18 protein-coding genes are annotated in these 20,937 nt (G+C 62.0%); 9 read left to right on the forward strand and 9 right to left on the reverse strand.

Translation table 11 applies throughout. The annotated features are described in order from the left end of the window. Positions 1–25 precede the first annotated feature (25 nt). From BMX27_RS09500 to BMX27_RS09510, 3 genes are read right to left on the reverse strand one after another with little or no spacing between them, the layout of a single operon-like run. Positions 26–1,366 (reverse strand): NAD(P)/FAD-dependent oxidoreductase, encoded by a 1,341-nt coding sequence (locus tag BMX27_RS09500; protein ID WP_090159584.1) that lies wholly within the window; start codon positions 1,364–1,366, stop codon positions 26–28. Then, positions 1,363–2,529, reverse strand: a complete 1,167-nt coding sequence (gene argE / locus BMX27_RS09505; RefSeq protein ID WP_090159585.1) for an acetylornithine deacetylase — start codon at positions 2,527–2,529, stop codon at positions 1,363–1,365. Before argE ends, BMX27_RS09500 begins: the two co-directional genes overlap by 4 nt. 44 nt (positions 2,530–2,573) lie before the next feature. Further along, a complete protein-coding gene (locus BMX27_RS09510; RefSeq protein ID WP_090159586.1) occupies positions 2,574–3,377 on the reverse strand; it encodes a glycosyl transferase in 804 nt (267 codons plus the stop codon). A gap of 191 nt (positions 3,378–3,568) precedes the next feature. On the opposite strand from BMX27_RS09510, the gene BMX27_RS09515 reads away from it, so the two are divergent. The 6 genes from BMX27_RS09515 (at position 3,569) to BMX27_RS09540 (ending at position 10,774) form a co-directional block, all read left to right on the forward strand. Next, on the forward strand, positions 3,569–4,567 hold the full coding sequence (locus tag BMX27_RS09515; protein WP_090159587.1) for an ABC transporter ATP-binding protein: 999 nt from the start codon (positions 3,569–3,571) through the stop codon (positions 4,565–4,567). Further along, positions 4,557–5,594, forward strand: coding sequence for an ABC transporter ATP-binding protein (locus BMX27_RS09520; RefSeq protein ID WP_090159588.1), 1,038 nt, complete (start codon positions 4,557–4,559; stop codon positions 5,592–5,594). Before BMX27_RS09515 ends, BMX27_RS09520 begins: the two co-directional genes overlap by 11 nt. Before the next feature lie 3 nt (positions 5,595–5,597). After that, positions 5,598–7,322 (forward strand): peptide ABC transporter substrate-binding protein, encoded by a 1,725-nt coding sequence (locus BMX27_RS09525; protein WP_090159589.1) that lies wholly within the window; start codon positions 5,598–5,600, stop codon positions 7,320–7,322. A 73-nt stretch (positions 7,323–7,395) separates the two neighbouring features. Beyond that, positions 7,396–8,403: an ABC transporter permease gene (locus tag BMX27_RS09530; protein WP_090159590.1), complete on the forward strand. Its 1,008-nt coding sequence runs from the start codon at positions 7,396–7,398 to the stop codon at positions 8,401–8,403. Continuing rightward, positions 8,396–9,370 carry an ABC transporter permease gene (locus BMX27_RS09535; RefSeq protein ID WP_056034659.1) on the forward strand — a complete coding sequence of 325 codons (975 nt, stop codon included), beginning with the start codon at positions 8,396–8,398 and terminating at the stop codon, positions 9,368–9,370. Before BMX27_RS09530 ends, BMX27_RS09535 begins: the two co-directional genes overlap by 8 nt. A 51-nt stretch (positions 9,371–9,421) precedes the next feature. After that, on the forward strand, positions 9,422–10,774 hold the full coding sequence (locus tag BMX27_RS09540) for an MATE family efflux transporter (RefSeq protein ID WP_090159591.1): 1,353 nt from the start codon (positions 9,422–9,424) through the stop codon (positions 10,772–10,774). Between the two features lie 54 nt (positions 10,775–10,828). On the opposite strand, the gene BMX27_RS09545 is transcribed toward BMX27_RS09540, so the two are convergent. Beyond that, positions 10,829–12,109 (reverse strand): DUF3422 family protein, encoded by a 1,281-nt coding sequence (locus BMX27_RS09545; RefSeq protein ID WP_090159592.1) that lies wholly within the window; start codon positions 12,107–12,109, stop codon positions 10,829–10,831. Between the two features lie 145 nt (positions 12,110–12,254). Continuing rightward, complete coding sequence (locus tag BMX27_RS09550; RefSeq protein WP_090159593.1) at positions 12,255–13,421, reverse strand: type III PLP-dependent enzyme; 1,167 nt, start codon at positions 13,419–13,421, stop codon at positions 12,255–12,257. Between the two features lie 226 nt (positions 13,422–13,647). Here BMX27_RS09550 and BMX27_RS09555 point away from each other — a divergent pair, with 226 nt between their 5' ends. After that, positions 13,648–14,196: a pseudouridine synthase gene (locus tag BMX27_RS09555; RefSeq protein WP_090159594.1), complete on the forward strand. Its 549-nt coding sequence runs from the start codon at positions 13,648–13,650 to the stop codon at positions 14,194–14,196. Between the two features lie 93 nt (positions 14,197–14,289). Here BMX27_RS09555 and BMX27_RS09560 read toward each other — a convergent pair whose 3' ends face one another. The 4 genes from BMX27_RS09560 to BMX27_RS09575 all read right to left on the reverse strand — a co-directional run bounded on the left by BMX27_RS09560 (position 14,290) and on the right by BMX27_RS09575 (position 18,673). Beyond that, entirely contained in the window at positions 14,290–14,937 is a 648-nt protein-coding gene (locus BMX27_RS09560) for a HupA family protein (protein WP_090159595.1), read from the reverse strand. A 181-nt stretch (positions 14,938–15,118) separates the two neighbouring features. Further along, entirely contained in the window at positions 15,119–16,567 is a 1,449-nt protein-coding gene (locus BMX27_RS09565; protein ID WP_090159596.1) for an NAD(P)(+) transhydrogenase (Re/Si-specific) subunit beta, read from the reverse strand. 14 nt (positions 16,568–16,581) lie between these two features. After that, the gene (locus tag BMX27_RS09570) at positions 16,582–18,156 is read right to left on the reverse strand and encodes a Re/Si-specific NAD(P)(+) transhydrogenase subunit alpha (RefSeq protein ID WP_090159597.1); all 1,575 of its coding nucleotides are present in this window, start codon (positions 18,154–18,156) and stop codon (positions 16,582–16,584) included. A gap of 79 nt (positions 18,157–18,235) precedes the next feature. Further along, entirely contained in the window at positions 18,236–18,673 is a 438-nt protein-coding gene (locus tag BMX27_RS09575) for a methyltransferase family protein (protein WP_090159664.1), read from the reverse strand. Positions 18,674–18,736: 63 nt separating this feature from the next. Here BMX27_RS09575 and BMX27_RS09580 point away from each other — a divergent pair, with 63 nt between their 5' ends. Both BMX27_RS09580 and kynU read left to right on the forward strand, forming a co-directional pair. Beyond that, positions 18,737–19,498 (forward strand): SDR family NAD(P)-dependent oxidoreductase, encoded by a 762-nt coding sequence (locus BMX27_RS09580; protein ID WP_090159598.1) that lies wholly within the window; start codon positions 18,737–18,739, stop codon positions 19,496–19,498. A gap of 61 nt (positions 19,499–19,559) precedes the next feature. Further along, positions 19,560–20,750, forward strand: a complete 1,191-nt coding sequence (gene kynU, locus BMX27_RS09585; protein ID WP_090159599.1) for a kynureninase — start codon at positions 19,560–19,562, stop codon at positions 20,748–20,750. The last annotated feature ends 187 nt before the right edge of the window (positions 20,751–20,937 follow it).

Genomic DNA, 20,937 nt, shown 5'->3' on the forward strand with positions numbered 1-20,937 from the left:
CACCCCGGCGCAGCCCCTGCAAGCATCACAGGTTCGGTCCCAGCACCAGGCGCGAACCATCGCTGAACCGTGACAGCCGAAAGCGGCTGATATCGTGACCTGCGTCGTTGCCTTGCGCCAGATCCGCAACGATACGCCCCATCGCAGGTCCGATGCCGAACCCGTGGCCGCACATGCCGGTGCAGATGGTCAGGCCCGGAATGGTGTCTGCATGATCCACGACCGGCACGACGTCCGGCATCACATCGATCATCCCCGCCCAAGCTTGCGCGATCCTCACCTCGCCCAGGCCAGGAAAGGTCGCGGCAAAGTCGCGGGCCAGCCGTTTGACCTTGGCTGCGTTGGGCCGCGGGTCGAGGACACGCATCGCCTCGAACGGGCTGGCACGGTCGCCGGACCAGTTCCGCGGCGTTCCCCATGCATCCGGAAACCCCTTTGGTGCGACTGGCTTGTAAGACGTACCCAGCGGGTCCTTGATCAGTTGCCGCGCAAAGCCGCCAAAGGCACGGAACGCGTCCGGACCCACGAACAATTCGTGAAATCCCGCAGGGGCAAGGCTGAAGCCACCGTCGCTACGCTTACGCCAGGCCAGCCGGTCATCGACGGCCCCACCGGGGTTTACATCCCCCAGCGGCACGGTCGCAGCGACCGTTGCCCGTACCGAGAGCTGCGGAATGCTGATCCCGTGGTTGCGCAGAAACAGCGACGACCAGGCCCCACCGGCCAGGACGACGCTCTTGCAAGCGATCAGCCCGGCCTCGGTCACCACACCGGTGACACGTCCGCTGGACAGGTCAAGCGTCCGTGCGGCGCAATGCTCGATGATGACTGCACCCGCATCCCGTGCCGCGCGGGCAAAGGCGGGGACCGTGACCCAGGGTTCTGCGCGGTAATCGGTCGGTGTCCACAGCGCCCCGGCCCAGCGACGTGCCGCACCGGGTATCTGAACTGCCGCCTGATCCGACGTCAGCAGCCGCGACGACACCTGATAGGGGGCTGCCTGCGTGATCCAATCGGCATAGCGCGCCATATCGGCGGCATCCTTGGCCAGATACAGCGTTCCGGTCTGCGCAAGGCCCACGTCGCCCGCCTCTGACGCCAGACGGGGCCACATGGCCTGCGATTCCAGCATGATCGGCAATTCGGCGATGTCGCGGCCCTGTGCGCGAATCCAACCCCAGTTGCGGCTGGATTGTTCGCCCGCGACACGCCCTTTTTCCAGCAGGACGCAGGGGATGCCTGCGCGGGCCAGCTCCCACGCCGTCATCACGCCGATGATGCCGCCACCGATGACCACGACCTCGGTTTGGTCGGGCAGGTCTGGCGCAAATTGCTGCGGGGTTGCCGCCGTGACCGGACCCGTCATCGCGCAAGATCGTCGATCAGACGCGCGATGAACGCCTCGCCTTTGGCGAATTGTTCGCAACTGATGAATTCGTTCGGCTGGTGGGCCTGGGCAATGTCACCCGGTCCCACGACGCAGGCCGAATACCCACGTTCCTGAAATTGACCGGCTTCGGTGCCATAGCTGACGACATGGGTGGCATTGTCGCCGGTCAGCCGGCGCGCCAGCGCCTCGGCCCGGCCTGCGGTCTCTGGTGCCAGTCCCGGCAGGCCGAAATATTCATCGACCGTGATCCGGGTCGTCGGCTGGATGGCCTGCATCTCGGCCTCGATCCTTTTGACTTCGTTCAGGAAAAGCTGCCGCCAGTGATCGACGTCCTCGCCCGGAACCACACGAAAGGTCATGTCGAACCGGCAGTCCTTGGCGGTGATGTTATGCGCGGTGCCACCTGCGATTTCGCCCACATGCGCCGTGGTATAGGGTGGATCGAATGCCGCGGCGAGCGTGCTGGGCGTGGCCTGCGCGCGTTCCGCGTTCAGCCGGTTGGCCCAATCGATCAGACGCGCGCCCTGCATGATCGCGCTGACGCCCTCGTGGATGCGTGAGGAATGGATTTCAAATCCCTGCACATGAACGGAAAATCCGATCCCGCCCTTGTGCGCCGTCACCACCTGCATCATCGACGGCTCGCCCACCAGCACCGTATCGGCGCGCGGCAAACCATGGCTGACCATATGGTCTATCATCGGCGGCGCGCCCAGGCAGCCGACCTCTTCGTCATAGGACAACGCGATCTGCAACGGCCGCTTGATCCCGCGCGCCAGCGCCAATGGCACGGCCGATAGCGCCAGCGCGTCGAATCCTTTCATGTCGCAGGTGCCACGGCCATAGAGCCGCCCGTCCCGTTCGGTCACGACAAAGGGGTCGGTGTCCCAGGCCTGCCCGTCGACCGGCACCACATCGGTATGCCCCGACAGCACGACGCCACCATCGACCGCTGGGCCGATATGTGCATAAAGCGAGGCCTTGGTGCCGTCCGCATTCGGCACCCGGACGGCCTCTACACCATAATCGCGCAAGTAATCCTCAACGAAATCAATCAGGTCCAGGTTACTGTCCCGGCTGATGGTGGGATAGCTCACGAGGCGATCCAGCAGGTTTCTTGCGGTCAGTGTCATGGGGATGCTCCGGTCTGGTCAGGGCATCCTGACCCCGGCCCCGGACATATTCAAGGCCGCCAGTGATCGCCCACCCACGGGGCCGGACGGATATAATGCCGCAGATAACGCCAAATACTGCCGGACCGATCACGCTGGCCGATCGCGCGCAGATGCGCCAACGGACTGCGCGGGGGGACGGCATCGCTCCACCGTCCTTCAATCGCGTCCTGCGGATTGAGGTGCCCGGCAAAGATGACGATCCGCGCGCCCTTTGGCAGCTTTGGCGGCAGAAAATAGTTCAGCGGAAACGGCCTGCGGCAGTCGCGCCGGAAATGGGCCACCCATCCGTCGGGAAAGAATTTCACACCCCCCGGCGCGTTGCGGGTCACGAACCGCTGTTCATAACGGTATTCCTCGGCGATGCCCTGCGGGTCGGTCTTGAACAGGTCCTGCAACGGTTTCAGCCCACCCGCCATGAACCGGAACACCGACGTCTGACCCAGTTTTTCGAAAACGACCACCCGGTTGCGCGTCAAAATCACGTCCTCCGGCGCACCGGCCTCAAAGAACGAATCCAGCGATCCGGTCACGATCACATCGAGGTCCAGAAACAAAACCGGGCCTTTTAAATCGCCCAAAGTTTCGCCCCAAAGGCGCGATTTTGGCCAGATCCCCGTCTTGGCCTTCGGAATCTCGTAATCAATCTTGGGCAGCGGCTGGCAGTCGACTTCTGCGCGAATATTTTCGGAATTGTCGCAAAAACACGTGAAACGAAAAGGTGGCGTGATGTTACGCGCAACCATACCATACAGGCGATTGATATAGGTCGGCCCGTATTTCGTGCCCCAATTGATACATATCACTTGCTTCATCTCGCGCCCTCGCCTGCGGTTTGTGCCCTTATCGCGCGACAGGCCTCCCGTGACCAGCCACCCGATCCGCCTCCACGTCAAGCAACCTTTGGCACTTGCTAGGGAAAAATTTCTTGTTACCGTTCCGGTTGTCGACGGGCCGCACCAATGACGGACTGCGATCAACCATATCGAACCAGGGAGGTTCGCCCATGCCCAACGGGGCGCAGGCTGTGCTTGATGTGCAGGGCCTTACGACTGTTTTCAAAACGCGCGGTGGCGAGGTCCACGCGGTCAATGACGTGAGCTTTGACCTCAAGGCCGGTGAACTGCTGGGCGTTGTCGGCGAAAGCGGGTCGGGTAAATCGGTGACCATGATGTCGCTACTGGGTCTGTTGCCGTCGCCGCCCGCCGATGTGCGTGCAGGCACCGTCACCTTTGAGGGTCAGGATCTGCTGGACGTCAGCGATGACGATCTGCGCCGTGTACGCGGGGGCCGGATCGGGTTTGTGTTTCAGGACCCGATGACATCGCTCAACCCGGTCTTCACCGTGGGCTATCAGATCATGGAACCGCTGCGCACGCATATGGGGCTGACCAAACAGGCCGCCCGCGCCCGCGCCCAGGAACTGCTGGAACTGGTCGGCATTCCGGGTGCGGCCCAACGCCTGTCGGATTATCCCCACCAGTTTTCCGGCGGCATGCGCCAGCGCGTGATGATCGCCATCGCACTGGCCTGCGATCCCAAGGTGCTGATCGCCGATGAACCGACAACCGCGCTGGACGTGACCATTCAGGCGCAGATCATCGAATTGATGAAGGAACTGCGCGACAAACTGGGCATGGCCGTCATCTGGATCACACATGATCTGGGCGTCATCGCAGGCATCGCCGACCGCGTGATGGTCATGTATGGCGGTCAGGTCGTCGAACAGGCCCCGGTCAAAGAGCTGTTTCAGAACCCACAGCATCCCTATACCCGCGCCCTGCTGACGACGATCCCCAAAATTTCAGAAGAACGCGCGCGCCGGTTGACCATCATCGAAGGCCAGCCGCCCATTCTGTCTGCGGCCCCCACCGCCTGTTCGTTCCGCGATCGCTGCGATGTCGCGGAACCCCGCTGCGCGCAGGCCAATCCGCCGCGCTATGACTTTGGCGCGGGCCATGACGCCGCCTGTTTCGTCGCAAAGGATGCCCATGATGCTGGATGACAACAGCCCACTGGTCCGCATCCGCGACCTGCAGATGCATTTTCCGATCTATTCCGGCCTGTTTCGCCGCCAGACGGGTGCGGTCAAGGCCGTCGACGGCGTCAGTTTCGACATTCAGCGCGGTGAAACCCTGGGTCTGGTCGGTGAATCCGGTTGCGGCAAATCCACCTGTGGGCGCGCCGTGCTGCGCCTGTATGACATCACCGGCGGCACCGTGGAAATCGACGGCGTCGAAATCAGCCAGACCAGCCAATCCGACCTGCGCGAAATGCGCCCGACCATGCAGATGGTGTTTCAGGACCCGCAGGCATCGCTGAATCCGCGCATGACGGTCGAGGCGATCATCCGCGAACCGCTGGACGAACACACCAAACTGTCCAAGGACGAAAAGGCCGCCAAGGTGGCCGAACTGATGGATGCCGTGGGCCTGAACCGCGCCTTTGCGAAACGCTATCCGCACGCCTTTTCAGGCGGTCAGCGGCAGCGCATCGGCATCGCCCGCGCGCTGGCCCTGAACCCCAAATTCATCGTCTGCGATGAACCCATCGCCGCCCTCGATGTGTCCATTCAGGCGCAGGTGGTGAACCTGCTGGAGGATCTGCAGGAACAATTCGGCCTGACCTATCTGTTCATCAGCCACGATCTGTCGATGGTGCGCCATATCGCGAACCGCATCGCGGTCATGTACCTGGGCAAGGTCGTCGAACTGGCCCCGCGCGGGCCGCTTTATGACGTGCCGCTGCATCCCTATACCCGCGCGCTACTGTCCGCTGTCCCCGAACCCGATCCGTCCAAGGCACAGACCCGCCAGCGTGTCGTGCTGCAAGGTGACGTGCCGTCCCCTGCAAAACCGCCACAGGGTTGCAATTTCTGTACCCGATGCCCTGCCGTCATGGACGTGTGCAAGCGCATCGACCCGACTTTTCAAGAGGTGGAACCAGGCCGTTTCGTGGCCTGCCACCTCTATGAAAACCACGCCTCAGAGACCGAAAAGGCCGAGGCACATGCAAAGCAACAAGGGAGTTAACGCATGAAAATGAAGACAATTCTGCTGGGCGCGATTGCGACCATGGGCACAGCGCCCATGGTGCATGCAGATGCCCACGAGGGTGACCGTGGCCGCGACGGCCAGGTCAACATCATCTATTGGCAGGCGCCATCCATCATGAACCCGTTCCTGTCGGGCGGCACCAAGGACGTCGAGGCCGCATCGCTGGTTCTCGAACCCCTGATGCGGTTCAACGAGACGGGCGAAATCGTGCCCTGGCTGGTGGACGAGGTCCCGACGGTCGAAAACGGTGGCGTGGCCGAGGACCTGACCTCGATCACCTACAAGATCACCGAAGGCATCACATGGTCGGACGGCACGCCGTTCACCTCTGCCGACGTGGCATTCACCTATGAATACTGCACCGCAGAAGGCGGCGGTTGCGCACAGGCCACCAAATTCGACGGCATCACCAGCGTCGAAACCCCCGATGACCTGACGGTCATCGTGAACTTTTCCTCAGCGACGCCCTACCCCTATTCGGCGTTCAACGGCGCAGAAAGCCCGATCATCCAGGCCGCCCAATTCGCCGATTGCCTGGGGCCAAAGGCACCGGAATGTACCGATCAGAACTTTATGCCCATCGGCACAGGCCCGTTCGTCGTGACGGATTTCCGCACCAACGACGTGATCCAGTTCGAGGCGAACCCGAACTACCGTGATGCGAACAAGCCCGCGTTCCAAACGGTCACGCTCAAGGGTGGCGGCGATGCAACCGCCGCTGGCCGCGCCGTCATGGAAACCGGCGAATTCGACTACGCCTGGAACCTGCAACTGGCGCCCGACGTGATTGCCCAGATGCAAGAAGGCGGTCAGGGCGTGCCTGTCGCCGGTTTCGGCACGCTGGTTGAACGCATCATGCTGAACAACACCAACCCCGACCCGTCCCTGTCCGACGCCGAACGTTCGGTCATCCGTCCGCACCCGTTCCTGGGCGATCCGGCCGTGTTCAACGCGCTGTCCATGGCGATCGACCGTCCGCTGCTGGTCGAGGTCGGCTATGGTCAGGCCGGTCGCGTGACCTGCAACTGGGTGCCGGCACCCGACCTTTACGCCTCTGACTCCATGACCTGCGACACGCAGGACATCGAAGGCGCCAAGGCCATGCTTGAAGAGGCAGGCTATGTCGACACCGACGGTGACGGCGTGCGCGAAACCCCCGATGGCGTGCCGATGGCGATGTTGTTCCAGTCCTCGACCAACGCTGTCCGTCAGGACTTTCAGGCGCTGATCAAGGATTGGTGGGAACAGATCGGCCTGTCGGTCGAACTGCGCAACATCGACAGCTCTGTCTTCTTTGGTGGTGATCCGGGTTCGCCCGATACCTTCCAGAAATTCATGGCTGACGTGCAGATGTACGCCAACAACTTCCCCGGCACCGACCCGCAGGCCTATCTGGGCAACGGCAAGTGCGACGCGGCCCCCACACCTGACACACAGTGGCAGGGTGAGAACATCAGCCGTTTCTGCATGGAAGAATACGACGCCCTGCACGCAGAACTGACCCAGACCGCCGACCTCAACGAGCGTGGCCGCATCGCCCGCGAACTCAACGACATGGCGGTCCAGAACGGGATGATGATTCCGCTGGTGGATCGCGGTCGTCTGTCCGCCCATGCCAACAGCCTTGGCGGTGTGGTTCTGAACACATGGGATTCGGAACTGTGGAACGTTGCTGACTGGTATCGTACCGGCGACAACCGCTGAACCTGACAACCGGGCGGGCCGCACTGGCCCGCCCACACTGACACGTAGACACTTAGCCAAGGCGTTTGACATCATGCTGACCTACACCTTCCGCAGGTTACTGATATCCATTCCGACGCTTTTGCTGATCGCCTTCGTGATCTTCATGCTGCTGGAACTCGCCCCCGGTGACCCGATGGCATCCATGCCGCTGACGATCCCGGCCGAGGTCAAACAGCAAATGCGCGAGGCGCTGGGGCTGGGCGAACCCTGGTGGGTCCGCTTTCCGCTGTGGCTGAAACAGTTTTTCATCGTCGAACCCGCCTATTGGATCGACAGCGCATTCGGCACGTCTCTGGCAGACGGTCAGCAACGCATCATCAGTTTCCAGTCGCGCAGCCCCGTGTTCGACACCATCGCACAGCGCCTGCCGCAGACGCTGTGGGTCGTCGGCATGTCCTATGTGGTGGGCGTGCTGATCGCCCTGCCCGTCGGCATCATCAGCGCCTACCGGCAGTATTCGGTGTTCGATCAGGCCGGCACATTCGTGTCGATGATCGGCTTTTCCGTGCCGCCGTTCTTTTCGGGCGTGCTGCTGATCGTGATCTTTTCCGTATCACTTGGCTGGCTACCGTCGATATATGACACCACCCATCAGGTCCGCGACTGGGACAGTTTCGTGTTCCAGCTGCGCCAGATGGTGATGCCGGTCATGGTGCTGGCGCTGCAAACCACCGCCCAGATCAGCCGCTACATGCGCGCGGCGATGCTCGACAACCTTGGCCAGGACTACGTCCGCACCGCTCGCGCCAAGGGCCTGAGCGAGAGCGTCGTCGTCCTGCGCCACGTGCTGCGCAATTCCATGATCCCCGTGATCACCGTGATCGCACTGGGGATCCCCAGCATCTTTGGTGGGGCGATCATCACCGAACAGATTTTCAAGGTGAACGGTCTGGGCCAGCTGCTGATTATCGCCCTGCAGGGCAACGATATCCCGATGGTCATGACGCTGACGTTCCTGTTCGCGGTGCTGATCGTCATGTTCAACCTGATTGCCGACGTGCTGTACGGCGTTTTTGATCCAAGGATCCGCTATGACTGATCGCACAGCCAACCCCGCATTGCCCGCAGGCGACCCGACCCCCGTGGCCCCGGTCAAGGACCGCAACCAATGGTGGGACGTCTGGGACCAGTTTCGCAGTCACAAAGGGGCAATGGCGGGCCTGATCTTCTTGCTGGGCATCACGCTGTTCTGCCTGATCGGTCCGTGGCTGTGGGGTCTGGACCCGGCCAAGCTGGATATCCGCAACAAGGATCTGCGCCCGATCATCAACGCGCTGTGGGGGGCGGAAAACGTGTCTTGGGCGCATCCCTTCGGCACTGACAACCTGGGCCGGGACATCATGGCGCAGACCATGCAGGGCGGGCGTATTTCTCTTGCGGTGGGCTGGACCGCGATGATCCTTGCGATCCTGATCGGCACCTTCGTCGGTGTGATCGCAGGCTATTTCCCGCGCCTCGACGGCGTGCTGATGCGCCTGACCGACCTGTTCCTCGCCCTGCCGCTGCTGCCATTGCTCCTTGTGATGATGCTGCTGTTCCGCGATCCGCTACGTGCCGCCTTTGGCCCCGAACAAGGCATCTTTATCCTGATCGTCATCGGCATCGGCATCACAAGCTGGATGCAGACCGCCCGCATCGTGCGCGGCGACGTGCTGGCGCTGAAGGAACGCGAATACGTCCTCGCCGCCCGGTCCATCGGCACACCCAGCCGTCGCGTCATCACCCGCCACTTGCTGCCCAACGTGCTGTCACCCATCATGGTCAGCGCCACGCTGGGCCTCGCCACTGCGATCATCACCGAATCCGCGATCTCGTTTCTTGGCCTCGGGTTTCCGCCGGATTACCCGACATGGGGCAAACTGCTGGCCGACGCGGTGCCGCGCATGGTCAGTTTCCCCGAACGTGTGGTCTGGCCCGGCCTCGCGATCTCACTCACCGTGCTGGCGGTAAACTATATCGGCGACGGGTTACGTGACGCCCTCGATCCACGCATTCGCGGCCTGTAGGGAACCGATCGTCGTCCGGGCGCATTGGGTCCGAACGTCAAAGGACCCCTCATGAGCGCTGATGATACCGATCTGACACAGGGGCCTGTCTGGCGCGCCCTCGCCCGCCTGTCCGGCCCGATGGTCATCGGTATCCTCGCCGTCCTGTCCGTCGGCCTTGCCGACGCCTATTTCTTAGGTAAGCTGGGGGGCGCACCACTCGCCGCCGTCGGCTTCATCTATCCGATCACAGCGGCGATCACATCTCTGTCCATCGGCCTCAGCGCCGGGGCCAACGCCACCGTCAGCCAGACGCTGGGCTCTGATGACACCGACCGTGACCCGACGCGCATCGGCCTGCACACGGTCGGGCTGGGGCTGATCATGTCCCTGTTTATCGCGGGTGCCTTCTATCTGACCTATCCCTACCTCTTTGCCGCACTTGGCGCACAGGACGACGTGCAGACAGAAATCGCGGCATTCATGCCCTATTGGTGCCTGTCGTTTCCGCCGCTGGTCATCACGATGCAGATCAACGCGTTGATCCGCGCCCACGGCAGTTCCGTTGCCCCCGCCGTCCTGATGTCGGCCGAGGCGGTCCTGAATATCATCCTGACGCCGCTCTTCGTCTTTACATTCGATATGGGCACGGCGGGTGCCGCCCTTGGCACGTTCGTCGCACGGATGGTCATCTGTGCAGTCGCAATTGCCTATGCAGGCCGGCAAAACATCCTGATCTGGTGCGAAAACGTGACCCAGGACCTGATGTGGTCAACAAAAGAATTGTTCCGTGTCGGTGGGCCCGCGGCCTTTTCCAACGCCATCAATCCGGCAGGTATGGCCGCCGTCACCGCCGCCGTGGCGACCGTTGGCACCGATGCCGTGGGCGGCTTTGGCGCGGCGACCCGCGTGCAGCAAATCGCACTGGTGCCGATGCTGGCGCTGTCGTCCGGAATCGGTCCTGTCGTAGGCCAGAACTGGGGCGCCGGACAAAAGGACCGCGCAGCCAAGGGGCTTCAGGCAGCCTTGGCGTTCTGCATCGCATATGGCGTTCTGGTGGGACTGATCCTTTTTGTCTTTGCGCAACCCTTTGCAAGCTGGCTGACCTCTGGCGGCGGCGCTGCAGATTACGCGGTCACCTATATGAAAATCGTGGGCTGGTCGCTGTTCGGCTACGGTTTCGTCGTGGTCATCAATGCTGCGATGAATGCGCGGTCAAAGGCGGGTTGGTCCATGACCCTGTCGCTGGGACGTATTTTTGCCCTGTATCTGCCGCTGGCATGGCTGGGCGTCAGCGTATTGGACTTTACCGGGATCACGCTGGCCGCAGTCACCGCCAATGTCGCCGCAGCCGCCGTCGGTCTGGTCTTTGCATGGAAGGTCGGTCTGTTTCGCGCGGGCCACCTGCGCGCGACATTCGTCTGACGCCCCAATTTTTCGCGAAAAATTGGACGCGCCCGAATTTTCGCGAAAATTCGGCTACTCCAGATGCCGGCGCAGGCGCTTGACCATGAACCAGACCGCCAGCAGCACCAGTGGCGTCACCATGGCGGCCATTGTCGTCTTGCTGACGTCCAGCATGTCCTCCAGCGGTCCCGTCATATAAAGCACGAGGCTGACCGCGTAATAGCTGATTGCCACCGTCGACAACCCTTCGACCGTTTTCTGCAACCGCAACTGCATGTCGGACCGGGCATCCATGCTGCGCAGCAGATCGCGGTTCTGCGCCGACCGGTCGACATCCACCCGCGTGCGCAACAGGTCCCCTGCCCGCAAGGCACGATCACTCATCGCCTTGAGCCGCGCCTCAGTCGATTTGACCGTGCGCATCGCGGGGTCAAACCGCCGCATCATGAATTCACCGAATGTCTGGCGCCCGGCGTAGCGCGTTTCGCGCAGCACCTCGATCCGCTGGTTCACGATGGTCTCATAGGCCCCCGTTGCACCGAACCGAAACGCCGATTGCGCAACGATGTTCTCCAGCTCTGACGACACCCGCAGCAGGTCGTGCAGCAGTTCGGCCGGTTCGGTCACCGTGCCGCACATCTGTTCCAGCAGATTGGTCAGACGGGCGTCGATCTGCGCCATATCGGCCCCCAGGTCACGCGCCCGCGTGAGGCCCAGCATCGACATCGCCTTGTAGGTCTCGATCTCGCACAACCGCTGTACCACGCGCCCCGTGCGCCGCTCTCCGGCGGCGGGCCGCGCAAAGATGGCAAACCGCATATGCCCTGCCTCGTCGATCCTGAAATCGGATGCGATGATCAGCTCTCCGTCCAGCACGCGGCTGATGGCCAGGCTTTCCGGCACGAACCAGGTGTCGATCTTGTCGGTGATGCCGTCGTCGTCCTCTGACAGTTCGATCCGGATCAGGGCCGATGTGATGCGGACCCCCGGTGCCTTGGCCAGCCAGCTTTCGGGAAACATGCCAAAGGTGGACCCGTCAAAGGGCCGCTCTGCCGTGCCCGCACCAAAGAGGGTAAAAGTCACGAATTCCGTGTGGCTTTCCCATTTCAGCAGATGCTTGCCCAGATAGCCGGAATAATGCGTGGCCCCCGGCTGCGGATGCTGCGCGCCGTGGCGGTCCAGCAGCTCGATCAGATGCGCCCGATCCGCATCGCGGTCGCGGCCTGCGGCGTTTTCCGCCGGCTTGATTGCCAGAAAGGCCGCACGCGACGGGGCCTGCACCGCCGGAAATGGGCGGGCGTGCAATTCATTGGCCATCGCATATCGCAGCGGGTGGTCGGCAATCGGCGGCATCGGTGATCCACTTCGAAACTGTTGTGGATCAACCTAGCGGTGTCCGCCCTTGGGTAAAGCGATAAAATGCCTGTAGAAGAACGACTTAGCGGCGCACGACTGTATACCGTGCGCCGCCATCACCATCGCGGTTCTGTGAAAACCCTTAGATCACAACCACATCCAGCGGCGGAAAGCCGTTGAACGACACGCTGGAATAGGTCGAGGTGTAGGCCCCGGTGTTGCGGATCAGCACCCGGTCACCGCTGGTCAGGGTCAGCGGCAGTTGCATCGGGCGCTTTTCGTACAGGACGTCGGCACTATCACAGGACGGGCCTGCCACGATGCAGGGGCCTGTAGCATCACCATCGCGGTCGGTCTCGAACTGATAGCGGATCGCCTCGCCCTCGGTTTCGGCCAGCCCCGAGAACCGGCCGATCGACAGATAGACCCAGCGGTGCACGTCACGGTCGGATTTACGGCTGACCAGCATCACCTCGGTTACGATGACACCGGCTTCGGCCACCATGCCACGACCGGGTTCGGCCATGATCTGGGGAATATCGCCAAAGGTTTCAGTGACCAGCGCGATCACGCGGGCGGCGTAATCCGTCGGCGTGTCGATCGCCTCGCCGTAGAACGCGGGAAATCCGCCACCGATGTTCAGCAAGGTCAGGTCGTGCCCTGCGTCCTTGGCGCGTTTCCAGATGAAAGACAGCTGGTCCAGGGTGGGTTTCCACATTTCGGCCCGGCGGGTTTGCGACCCGACGTGGAACGACAGACCCACGGGCGACAGGCCCACCGATTTGGCGTAATCCAGCATGTCCAGCGCCATGTCGCTGTCGCAGCCGAACTTGCGCGTCAGCGGCCAGTCCGCCTCTGATGTTTCGACGATCAGGCGGATGTAGACCCGCGCGCCGGGTGCGTTGGCGGCGATCTTGTCCAGCTCTTCGGGGGCATCGGCGGCAAACAGGGTAATGCCAGCGGCATGCGCCCAGGCAATGTCAGACGCCCGTTTGATCGTGTTGCCAAAACTGATGATGTCCGGGCTGGCCCCTGCATCCAGACACATCTGGATTTCGCCCTTGGACGCGGCATCGAAATGGGATCCCAGATCGGTCAGGCGTTTCAGGATTTCCGGTGCAGGGTTCGCCTTGACCGCATAATGGATGTCGGCGTGGCCCAGACCCGCCTTGAGCGCGCGGTACTGTTCCTCGACCCGGTCAACATCGATGACCAGTGTCGGTTTGTCGAAATCCTGTGATGCGACCCATGTATCAAGCTTGGGTGTCGGCACGCGTGTGGGCGCAGCAGCGCCAGCAAATGCATTCATGGTCATCTCCAGTAGACCCGGCCATTGGATGGGTTAACCCACCCGAGACCGCTCAGTTCCAAGGGAGACGTTACCGTCGCTACAGGGGTCATGCAAACCGACCCGGATGCGCGTGCGTTGGCGTCTGTCAGGCGCATGTGAGGCATTCGCCCTGTCCGATCAAGCGGATTTTTCGTGCAACCGCATTTATTTTGCACCCCTGCCGTCAGCACGCTAGGACAGTGAAATGTCTGATCTGATCCTGCTGAACAAACCCTTTGACGTGCTGTCGCAATTCACCGATGCGCGCAGCCCGACCCCGCGCCGCACACTGTCTGATTTCGGTTTGCCATCAGGGGTTTACCCTGCGGGACGCCTTGACCGTGACAGCGAAGGGCTGCTGCTGCTGACCAGTGACGGCAGGGTGCAGGCCCGCATCGCGGACCCCCGGTTCAAGGCCCCCAAAACCTACCTCGTACAGGTCGAAGGCGACCCCACCGATGCCGCACTCGCCCCGCTGCGCACGGGTGTCACACTCAAGGACGGGCCGACCCGTCCGGCACAGGTGCGACGCATCCCCGCACCGGACCTGTGGGACCGCGATCCACCGGTCCGGTTCCGCAAAACCGTGCCGGATTGCTGGCTGGAAATCATCCTGACCGAAGGGCGAAATCGTCAGGTACGCCGCATGACGGCGCATGTGGGGTTTCCCACACTCCGGCTGGTGCGCTGGCAAATCGGTGACTGGTGCGTTGCGGACCTGGCCCCAGGTGAATGGGCAGCGGCGAAGAGCTGATCCCGTGCAGCGAGGCTCTGAAACTAAAAACGCCCGGCGCATAGGACGCCGGGAGCTTTGATAGAAAATGGTGCCACCTGCGGTGGCTGACTATCAGTTCTCGCCGAAGACCAGAAATTCCGCGTCGATGGCACGACCGTTGCGCGTAATGCCTGCGTCCTCGTCAACACCGGCAATCGCTCGGATCGTATCGGGTGTCTTTGCAGCGGATGGAATCGTGCCACCGAACTTACCATCGACCGTCCCACGCAGCACGAATGTGCCGTCGCTGTCGGTGCGCAGCGTTCCGTCATAGGTGGTGGCAAAGTTGTTGGGCGCGCCACGTCCGATGGATGACCCACGGCGACCCAGTTGGATGTCACCATCCACGTCAAAGAAACGGCCCGTCCTGGGGTTGGCCCCCACGACACCGAACAGGTTCGTCACATCACCCGTTACCGTGCCGCGACTGAAATTGGCGGTGATGTCGGCATCGCCGACGATGGTCAGATCATCCGAGGTCCGGTTCACATTGTTCTCGACAAAGAACCCGCCAGCCCCCTTGAATGATGCGCTGCCGCTGGTCGGCATGGCCGTAAATTGGGTCGGCGCAATCGTGTCCAGCCGGTCTGACAATACCTCGAACTGATCGGCCTTGCCCACGACGAAATCGCGGTCGACGGTCACACCGCCACCGCCGCCACAGGCGGACAAAAGGGCGCTCAGACCCAGACAGGTTGCAGCAGTAACGATACGTGGCATGAGATCCCCCCACAGTTGAATTTGGCTATCACTACTGCGCCGCTCAGGCGCGGCAAAGATTCGTTTTGCACCGCCAAAACATCCGCAGACGCGGCGACAAAATTGCCGCAGCGGGCGCAAACGCAAACGCCCGGCACCTTGCGGCACCGGGCGTATATTCCAGTCAAACTGGTGGTTTCGCTCAGTCGATCTTGGGCAACAGCGCCTCAAGCGATTGTTTCGCGTCACCGTAGAACATCCGCGTATTGTCCTTGAAGAACAGCGGGTTTTCGATCCCGGAATAGCCGGTCCCCTGCCCGCGCTTGGACACGAATACCTGTTTCGCCTTCCAGCATTCCAGCACCGGCATCCCGGCGATAGGGCTGTTGGGATCGTCCTGTGCAGCCGGGTTCACGATGTCGTTCGACCCGATCACGATGGCCACGTCGGTGTTGGGGAAATCATCGTTGATCTCGTCCATTTCCATGACGATGTCATAGGGCACCTTGGCCTCGGCCAGCAGCACGTTCATGTGGCCGGGCAGTCGCCCTGCCACGGGGTGAATGGCAAACCGGACGTTCTTGCCCTGCGCGCGCAGCTTGGTCACCAGCTGGCTGACCGCCTGCTGTGCCTGCGCCACCGCCATACCGTAGCCGGGAATGATGATGACGCTGTCCGCCTCGTTCAGAGCGGTGGCGACACCGTCCGCATCAATGGCGACCTGTTCCCCCTCGACCGCCATCTGTTCACCCGCAGGCCCGCCAAAGCCGCCCAGGATCACGCTGACGAACGACCGGTTCATCGCCTTGCACATGATGTAGGACAGGATCGCACCGGACGAACCGACCAGCGCGCCGACCACGATCAGCAGATCGTTGCCAAGGCTGAAACCGATCGCGGCAGCCGCCCACCCGGAATAGCTGTTCAGCATCGAGACAACGACCGGCATGTCAGCACCACCGATGCCCATGATCAGGTGATACCCGATGAACAGCGCGGCCAGCGTCATGATGAACAGCGGGAAAAACCCGCCCGTGTTGAAATACCAGATCAGGCAGAGCAACGACAAACCCGCAGCCCCGGCGTTCAGCATGTGACCGCCCGGCAGTTTGGCCGCCGCCGTATTCACACGGCCCGCCAGCTTGCCATACGCGATCACCGACCCGGTAAAGGTCACGGCACCGATGAACACGCCCAAGAACAGCTCGACCCGCAGGATGTTCATCTCGGTCACGGTCTTTTTCAGCAATAGCCCGGCAAAGACCCCCTGAGAGCTGCGGTCGAAATCAGGACCGCTGGTTGCCACGAGTTCGATCAGCCGCGCGATTTCGATATGGGCGATGTAGCCCACGATCACCGCCGCCAGACCGACCAGCGAATGCATCGCTGCGACCAGTTCGGGCATCTGCGTCATCTGCACCTTGGTCGCCAGCTGATAGCCGATCAGACCACCGCCGATGATCATCAACACCGACAGCAACCAATAGCCGCTACCGGGTCCGATCAATGTCGCCGCAACCGCCAGCGCCATGCCGACGATACCGTACCAGACCGCGCGTTTGGCACTTTCCTGGCCGGACAGACCGCCCAGCGACAGGATGAAGAGAATGGCTGCGACCACATAGGCCGCTGTTGTGAAACCGAATTCCATGTCTGTTTACCCCCTCAGGACTTCTGGAACATGGCGAGCATGCGCCGTGTGACGAGGAAGCCCCCGAAGATGTTGATACCTGTCATGAACACCGCAAGTGCTGCGAGGATGACAACCAGCCATGACCCCGATCCGATCTGGGTCAGCGCGCCCAGAATGATGATCGACGAAATCGCATTGGTGACGGCCATCAGTGGTGTGTGCAGCGAATGCGCGACACCCCAGATCACCTGGAACCCGACGAAAACAGCCAGCACGAACACGATGAAATGCTGCATGAAACTGGCGGGTGCCACCAGACCGACCAGCAGCAACAACGCGCCACCAATGGTCAGCAGACCGACCTGCGTCTTGGTCTCTTTCTTGAACGCGGCCACTTCCTTGGCGCGTTTTTCCTCGGGCGTCAGTTCCTTGGCCGCGGGCTTTTTCGGCTGGGCGGCAATGGCTGCGACCTTGGGCTTGGGTGGCGGGAACGTCACCTCGCCTGCATGGGTGGCCGTGGCCCCCCGGATCACGTCGTCATCCATGTTGTGATTGATCTGGCCGTCCTTGTCGGGGGTCAGATCGGACAGCATATGCCGCACGTTCGTGGCATACAGCAGCGAGGATTGCGTCGCCATCCGGGACGGAAAATCGGTGTAACCCACGATGGTCACGCCATTTTCGGTGACGATCTTTTCGTCCATCACGGTCAGTTTGCAGTTGCCGCCACGTTCGGCGGCCAGGTCGATGATGACCGATCCCGGCTTCATCGCCTTGACCATGTCCTCGGTCCACAGTTCCGGCGCGTCGCGACCGGGGATCAGGGCGGTGGTGATGACGATGTCGATATCGGGTGCAATCTCGCGGAACTTGGCCAGCTGGGCTGCGGCAAATTCCGGGCTGGACACGGCGGCGTAACCGCCCGTTGCGGACCCGTCCTGCTGTTCCTCTTCGAAATCGAGGAATACGAACTCTGCCCCCATGGATTCGACCTGTTCGGCCACCTCGGGGCGCACGTCGAATGCATAGGTGATCGCACCCAGCGAGGTGGACGTGCCGATCGCGGCCAAGCCTGCAACACCGGCACCGACGACCAGCACCTTGGCCGGTGGCACCTTGCCGGCGGCCGTCACCTGCCCGGTAAAGAATCGGCCAAAGTTGTTGCCCGCCTCGATCACGGCACGGTAGCCCGCGATGTTTGCCATCGACGACAGGGCGTCCATTTTCTGCGCGCGGCTGATGCGTGGCACCATATCCATCGCGATGACGGTGGCACCCTGATCGTTGGCGGCCTTCATCAGGTCTTCGTTCTGACCGGGATAGAAGAACGAGATCAGCGTCTGGCCCTGCCGCAGCATCTGGACCTCGGCCTGTGATGGCGGGCGCACCTTGGCGACCACGTCGGCCTGTTCGAACAGCGCCTTGGCATCGTCGACAACGGTCACATCTGCCGCGCGATAGGCGTCGTCGGTAAATCCGGCCGCATTGCCTGCGCCGGATTGAACCAGACATTCATGACCGAGTTTCTGCAAATCCCGGGCCGAGGCGGGCGTCATGGCCACGCGGGCCTCGCCCTTGTACGTTTCTGTTGGTGCGCCGATTTTCACGGATCGAAGTCCCCCATTTTTGATCGCGCCAGTGTTAGACCGCGCAATAATATTTCACAAGCCGCCGATGGCGGTAACATCAAAGCCAACGTCTGGTCCTTTGCACGTAATGTGCAAAGGCTGTGCCGAATGCAGCGCGCAAGCGTGCTTCTTCGGCAACGATGAAATGCCGCGCAATCCACCAGATGAACACCGGCACAAGCAGCAGGCCCAAGGGTGCCTGCCAACGCAGGCACAATCCCACCAGGACAATGGCGTCGGCCAAATAGATCGGGTTGCGTGACCAGGCAAAGATCCCGTGACTGACCAGCGCGCTGGGTTCACGGTGCGGAATGACGGTCGTATGCCTGCGCGCCATGGTCACGACGGCAATCGCCATCATCACGACGCCCAGCACGATCAATGCAGTCCCGATCCCGACCGTGACGGCGGTGCCCGCCGTCCAGATGCCGCGGCTGAGCCAGACACCCAATGCGCAGAACGCCAGCCAGACCGGCGGTAGGTCGATGCGTTTCATCTGCATACACTCCTTGTCCCCGCTGCATCAAACCGTAGGCTGCGGACAAACGAAAGGACGATTATGGAACATCTGGGCAAACATGCGCTGGTCACGGGCGGCGGCAGCGGCATCGGACGCGATATCGCGATCGCGCTGGCCGATGCCGGGGCCAACGTCACGATCACTGGCCGCAGACTGGACGTGCTGCAGGCAGCCGCCGCCGATCATCCAAGGTTGCACCCGCTGCAAATGGATGTAGGCGACGAATCCGCGGTAAGAGACGGGATTGCTGCGGCCGCAGCAGACCGGGGCCCGGTGCAGATCTGCATCGCCAACGCAGGTATCGCCGAGGGTGGCACATTCGCTAAAACCTCGCTCGCGACATGGCGGCGCACAATGACCACGAATCTCGACGGGGTGTTCCTGACGTTCCAGGCCGCACTCGAATCACTGCCCGATGACATGACGGGCCGGATGATCGTCGTCAGTTCCATCGCAGGGGTGCGCGGCCTGAAAAACGCGGTCCCCTACACCGTATCGAAACACGCCGTGATCGGCCTGATCCGGGGGCTGTCAGAGGAATACCTGCACAAACGCCCGGTGACCTTCAACGCGCTCTGCCCGGGCTATGTCGACACCGATATCGTGCAGTCGCAGCTGCCGGGCCTGATGCGCAAGTTCGACGTGGACAAGGCAGGCGCCGCGGCACTGGTCGCCAGGGCTAACCGCAGCAAGCAACTCCTGGATGTTGCCGAAACAACAGCAGCCATGATGTGGCTGTGTTCGGACGGCGCGCGCAGTGTCAACGGCCAGACAATCGAGATATCGGGGGGGCAGGTCTGATGCCGGATTTTCGCGAAAATCCGGACTGGGCCAAATTTTCGCGAAAGTTTGGAGGCGCGGCATGACCGATTTTGCAAAAACCAAGGACCTGTTCCATTTGCCGGAGGGGATGATCTACCTGGACGGCAATTCACTGGGTCCGCTGCCCAAGGCAACCCCGGCGCGTGTGGCCCGCACGCTGACCGATGAATGGGGCGAGATGGTCATCACGGGCTGGAACCGTGCGGGCTGGATGGCCCAGCCAATGGACCTGGGAGACCGGATCGGGCGGCTGATCGGCGCCGAAGAAGGTCACGTCACCGTCGGCGATACGCTGTCGGTCAAGGTGTTTCAGGCACTGGCCGCGGCACTGGCGATGACCGACCGCAAGGTCATCCTGTCCGACAGCGGCAATTTTCCCTCCGACCTCTACATGGCCGAGGGGCTGATCGCGGCACTGGGCGGCGGGTTGGAGCTACGCGTCGTCGACCCCGAGGACGTCGCGAATGCCCTGAGCGAAGAGGTCGCGGTGCTGATGCTGACGCAGGTCGATTACCGCACCGGACGGCTGCACGACATGGCGAGGCTGACGGCACAGGCACGGACGCTGGGCATCGTCACGATCTGGGATCTTGCGCATTCAGCCGGTGCCATGGATGTCGATGTGGCGGGCTGCGGTGCCGATTTCGCGGTCGGCTGCACGTACAAATACCTCAATGGTGGACCCGGTGCGCCGGCGTTCATTTATGTCGCGCCAAGGCACGCCGAAACCGCAAGGCCAATTCTGGCCGGCTGGCTGGGCCATGCGGCCCCGTTCGCGTTCGAACAGGGCTACCGCCCGGGTGATGGCGTGGCACGGATGCGGGTCGGCACACCGCCCGTGATCCAGATGGCGGCACTCGAGGCGTCCATGGACATCTGGGACACGATCGACATGGCCGACATCCGCGCGGCCTCCATGGCGCTGTGCGACAGGTTCATTGCAGGGGTCGAGGCCGCCTGCCCCGACCTGACGCTGGCGTCGCCGCGCGACGCGGCACGGCGCGGATCACAGGTATCGTTTCGTCATCCGCAGGGTTACGCCGCGATGCAGGCCTGTATCGCGCATGGTGTGGTCGGCGATTTCCGCGCCCCCGATATCATGCGGTTCGGCTTCACGCCGCTGTTCATCGACGCAGGCGACGTGGATGCGGCAGTGGACGTGATTGCGCAGGTTATGACAGACCGACTGTGGGACGACCCGCAATTTCACGCCAAGGCTGCCGTTACATAACGAAATCAACATGTTTCGCATGCGAAACATAATATGTCATTTGAGGGTTAAATCTTCATCTAGATGAAAATGCACTGAATATCGCAGTGCATGTCACGCGAAATGCCGTAGCTGCAGGCGCGCCAATCGCTTGCTTTTCAAGGTTTCGTTCACGCAGTTGAAGCCAACCTTGATGCAGGCGATTGGC

Origin of the sequence: Loktanella sp. DSM 29012 (assembly GCF_900110705.1) — a bacterium.
Lineage (GTDB): Bacteria > Pseudomonadota > Alphaproteobacteria > Rhodobacterales > Rhodobacteraceae > Loktanella > Loktanella gaetbuli.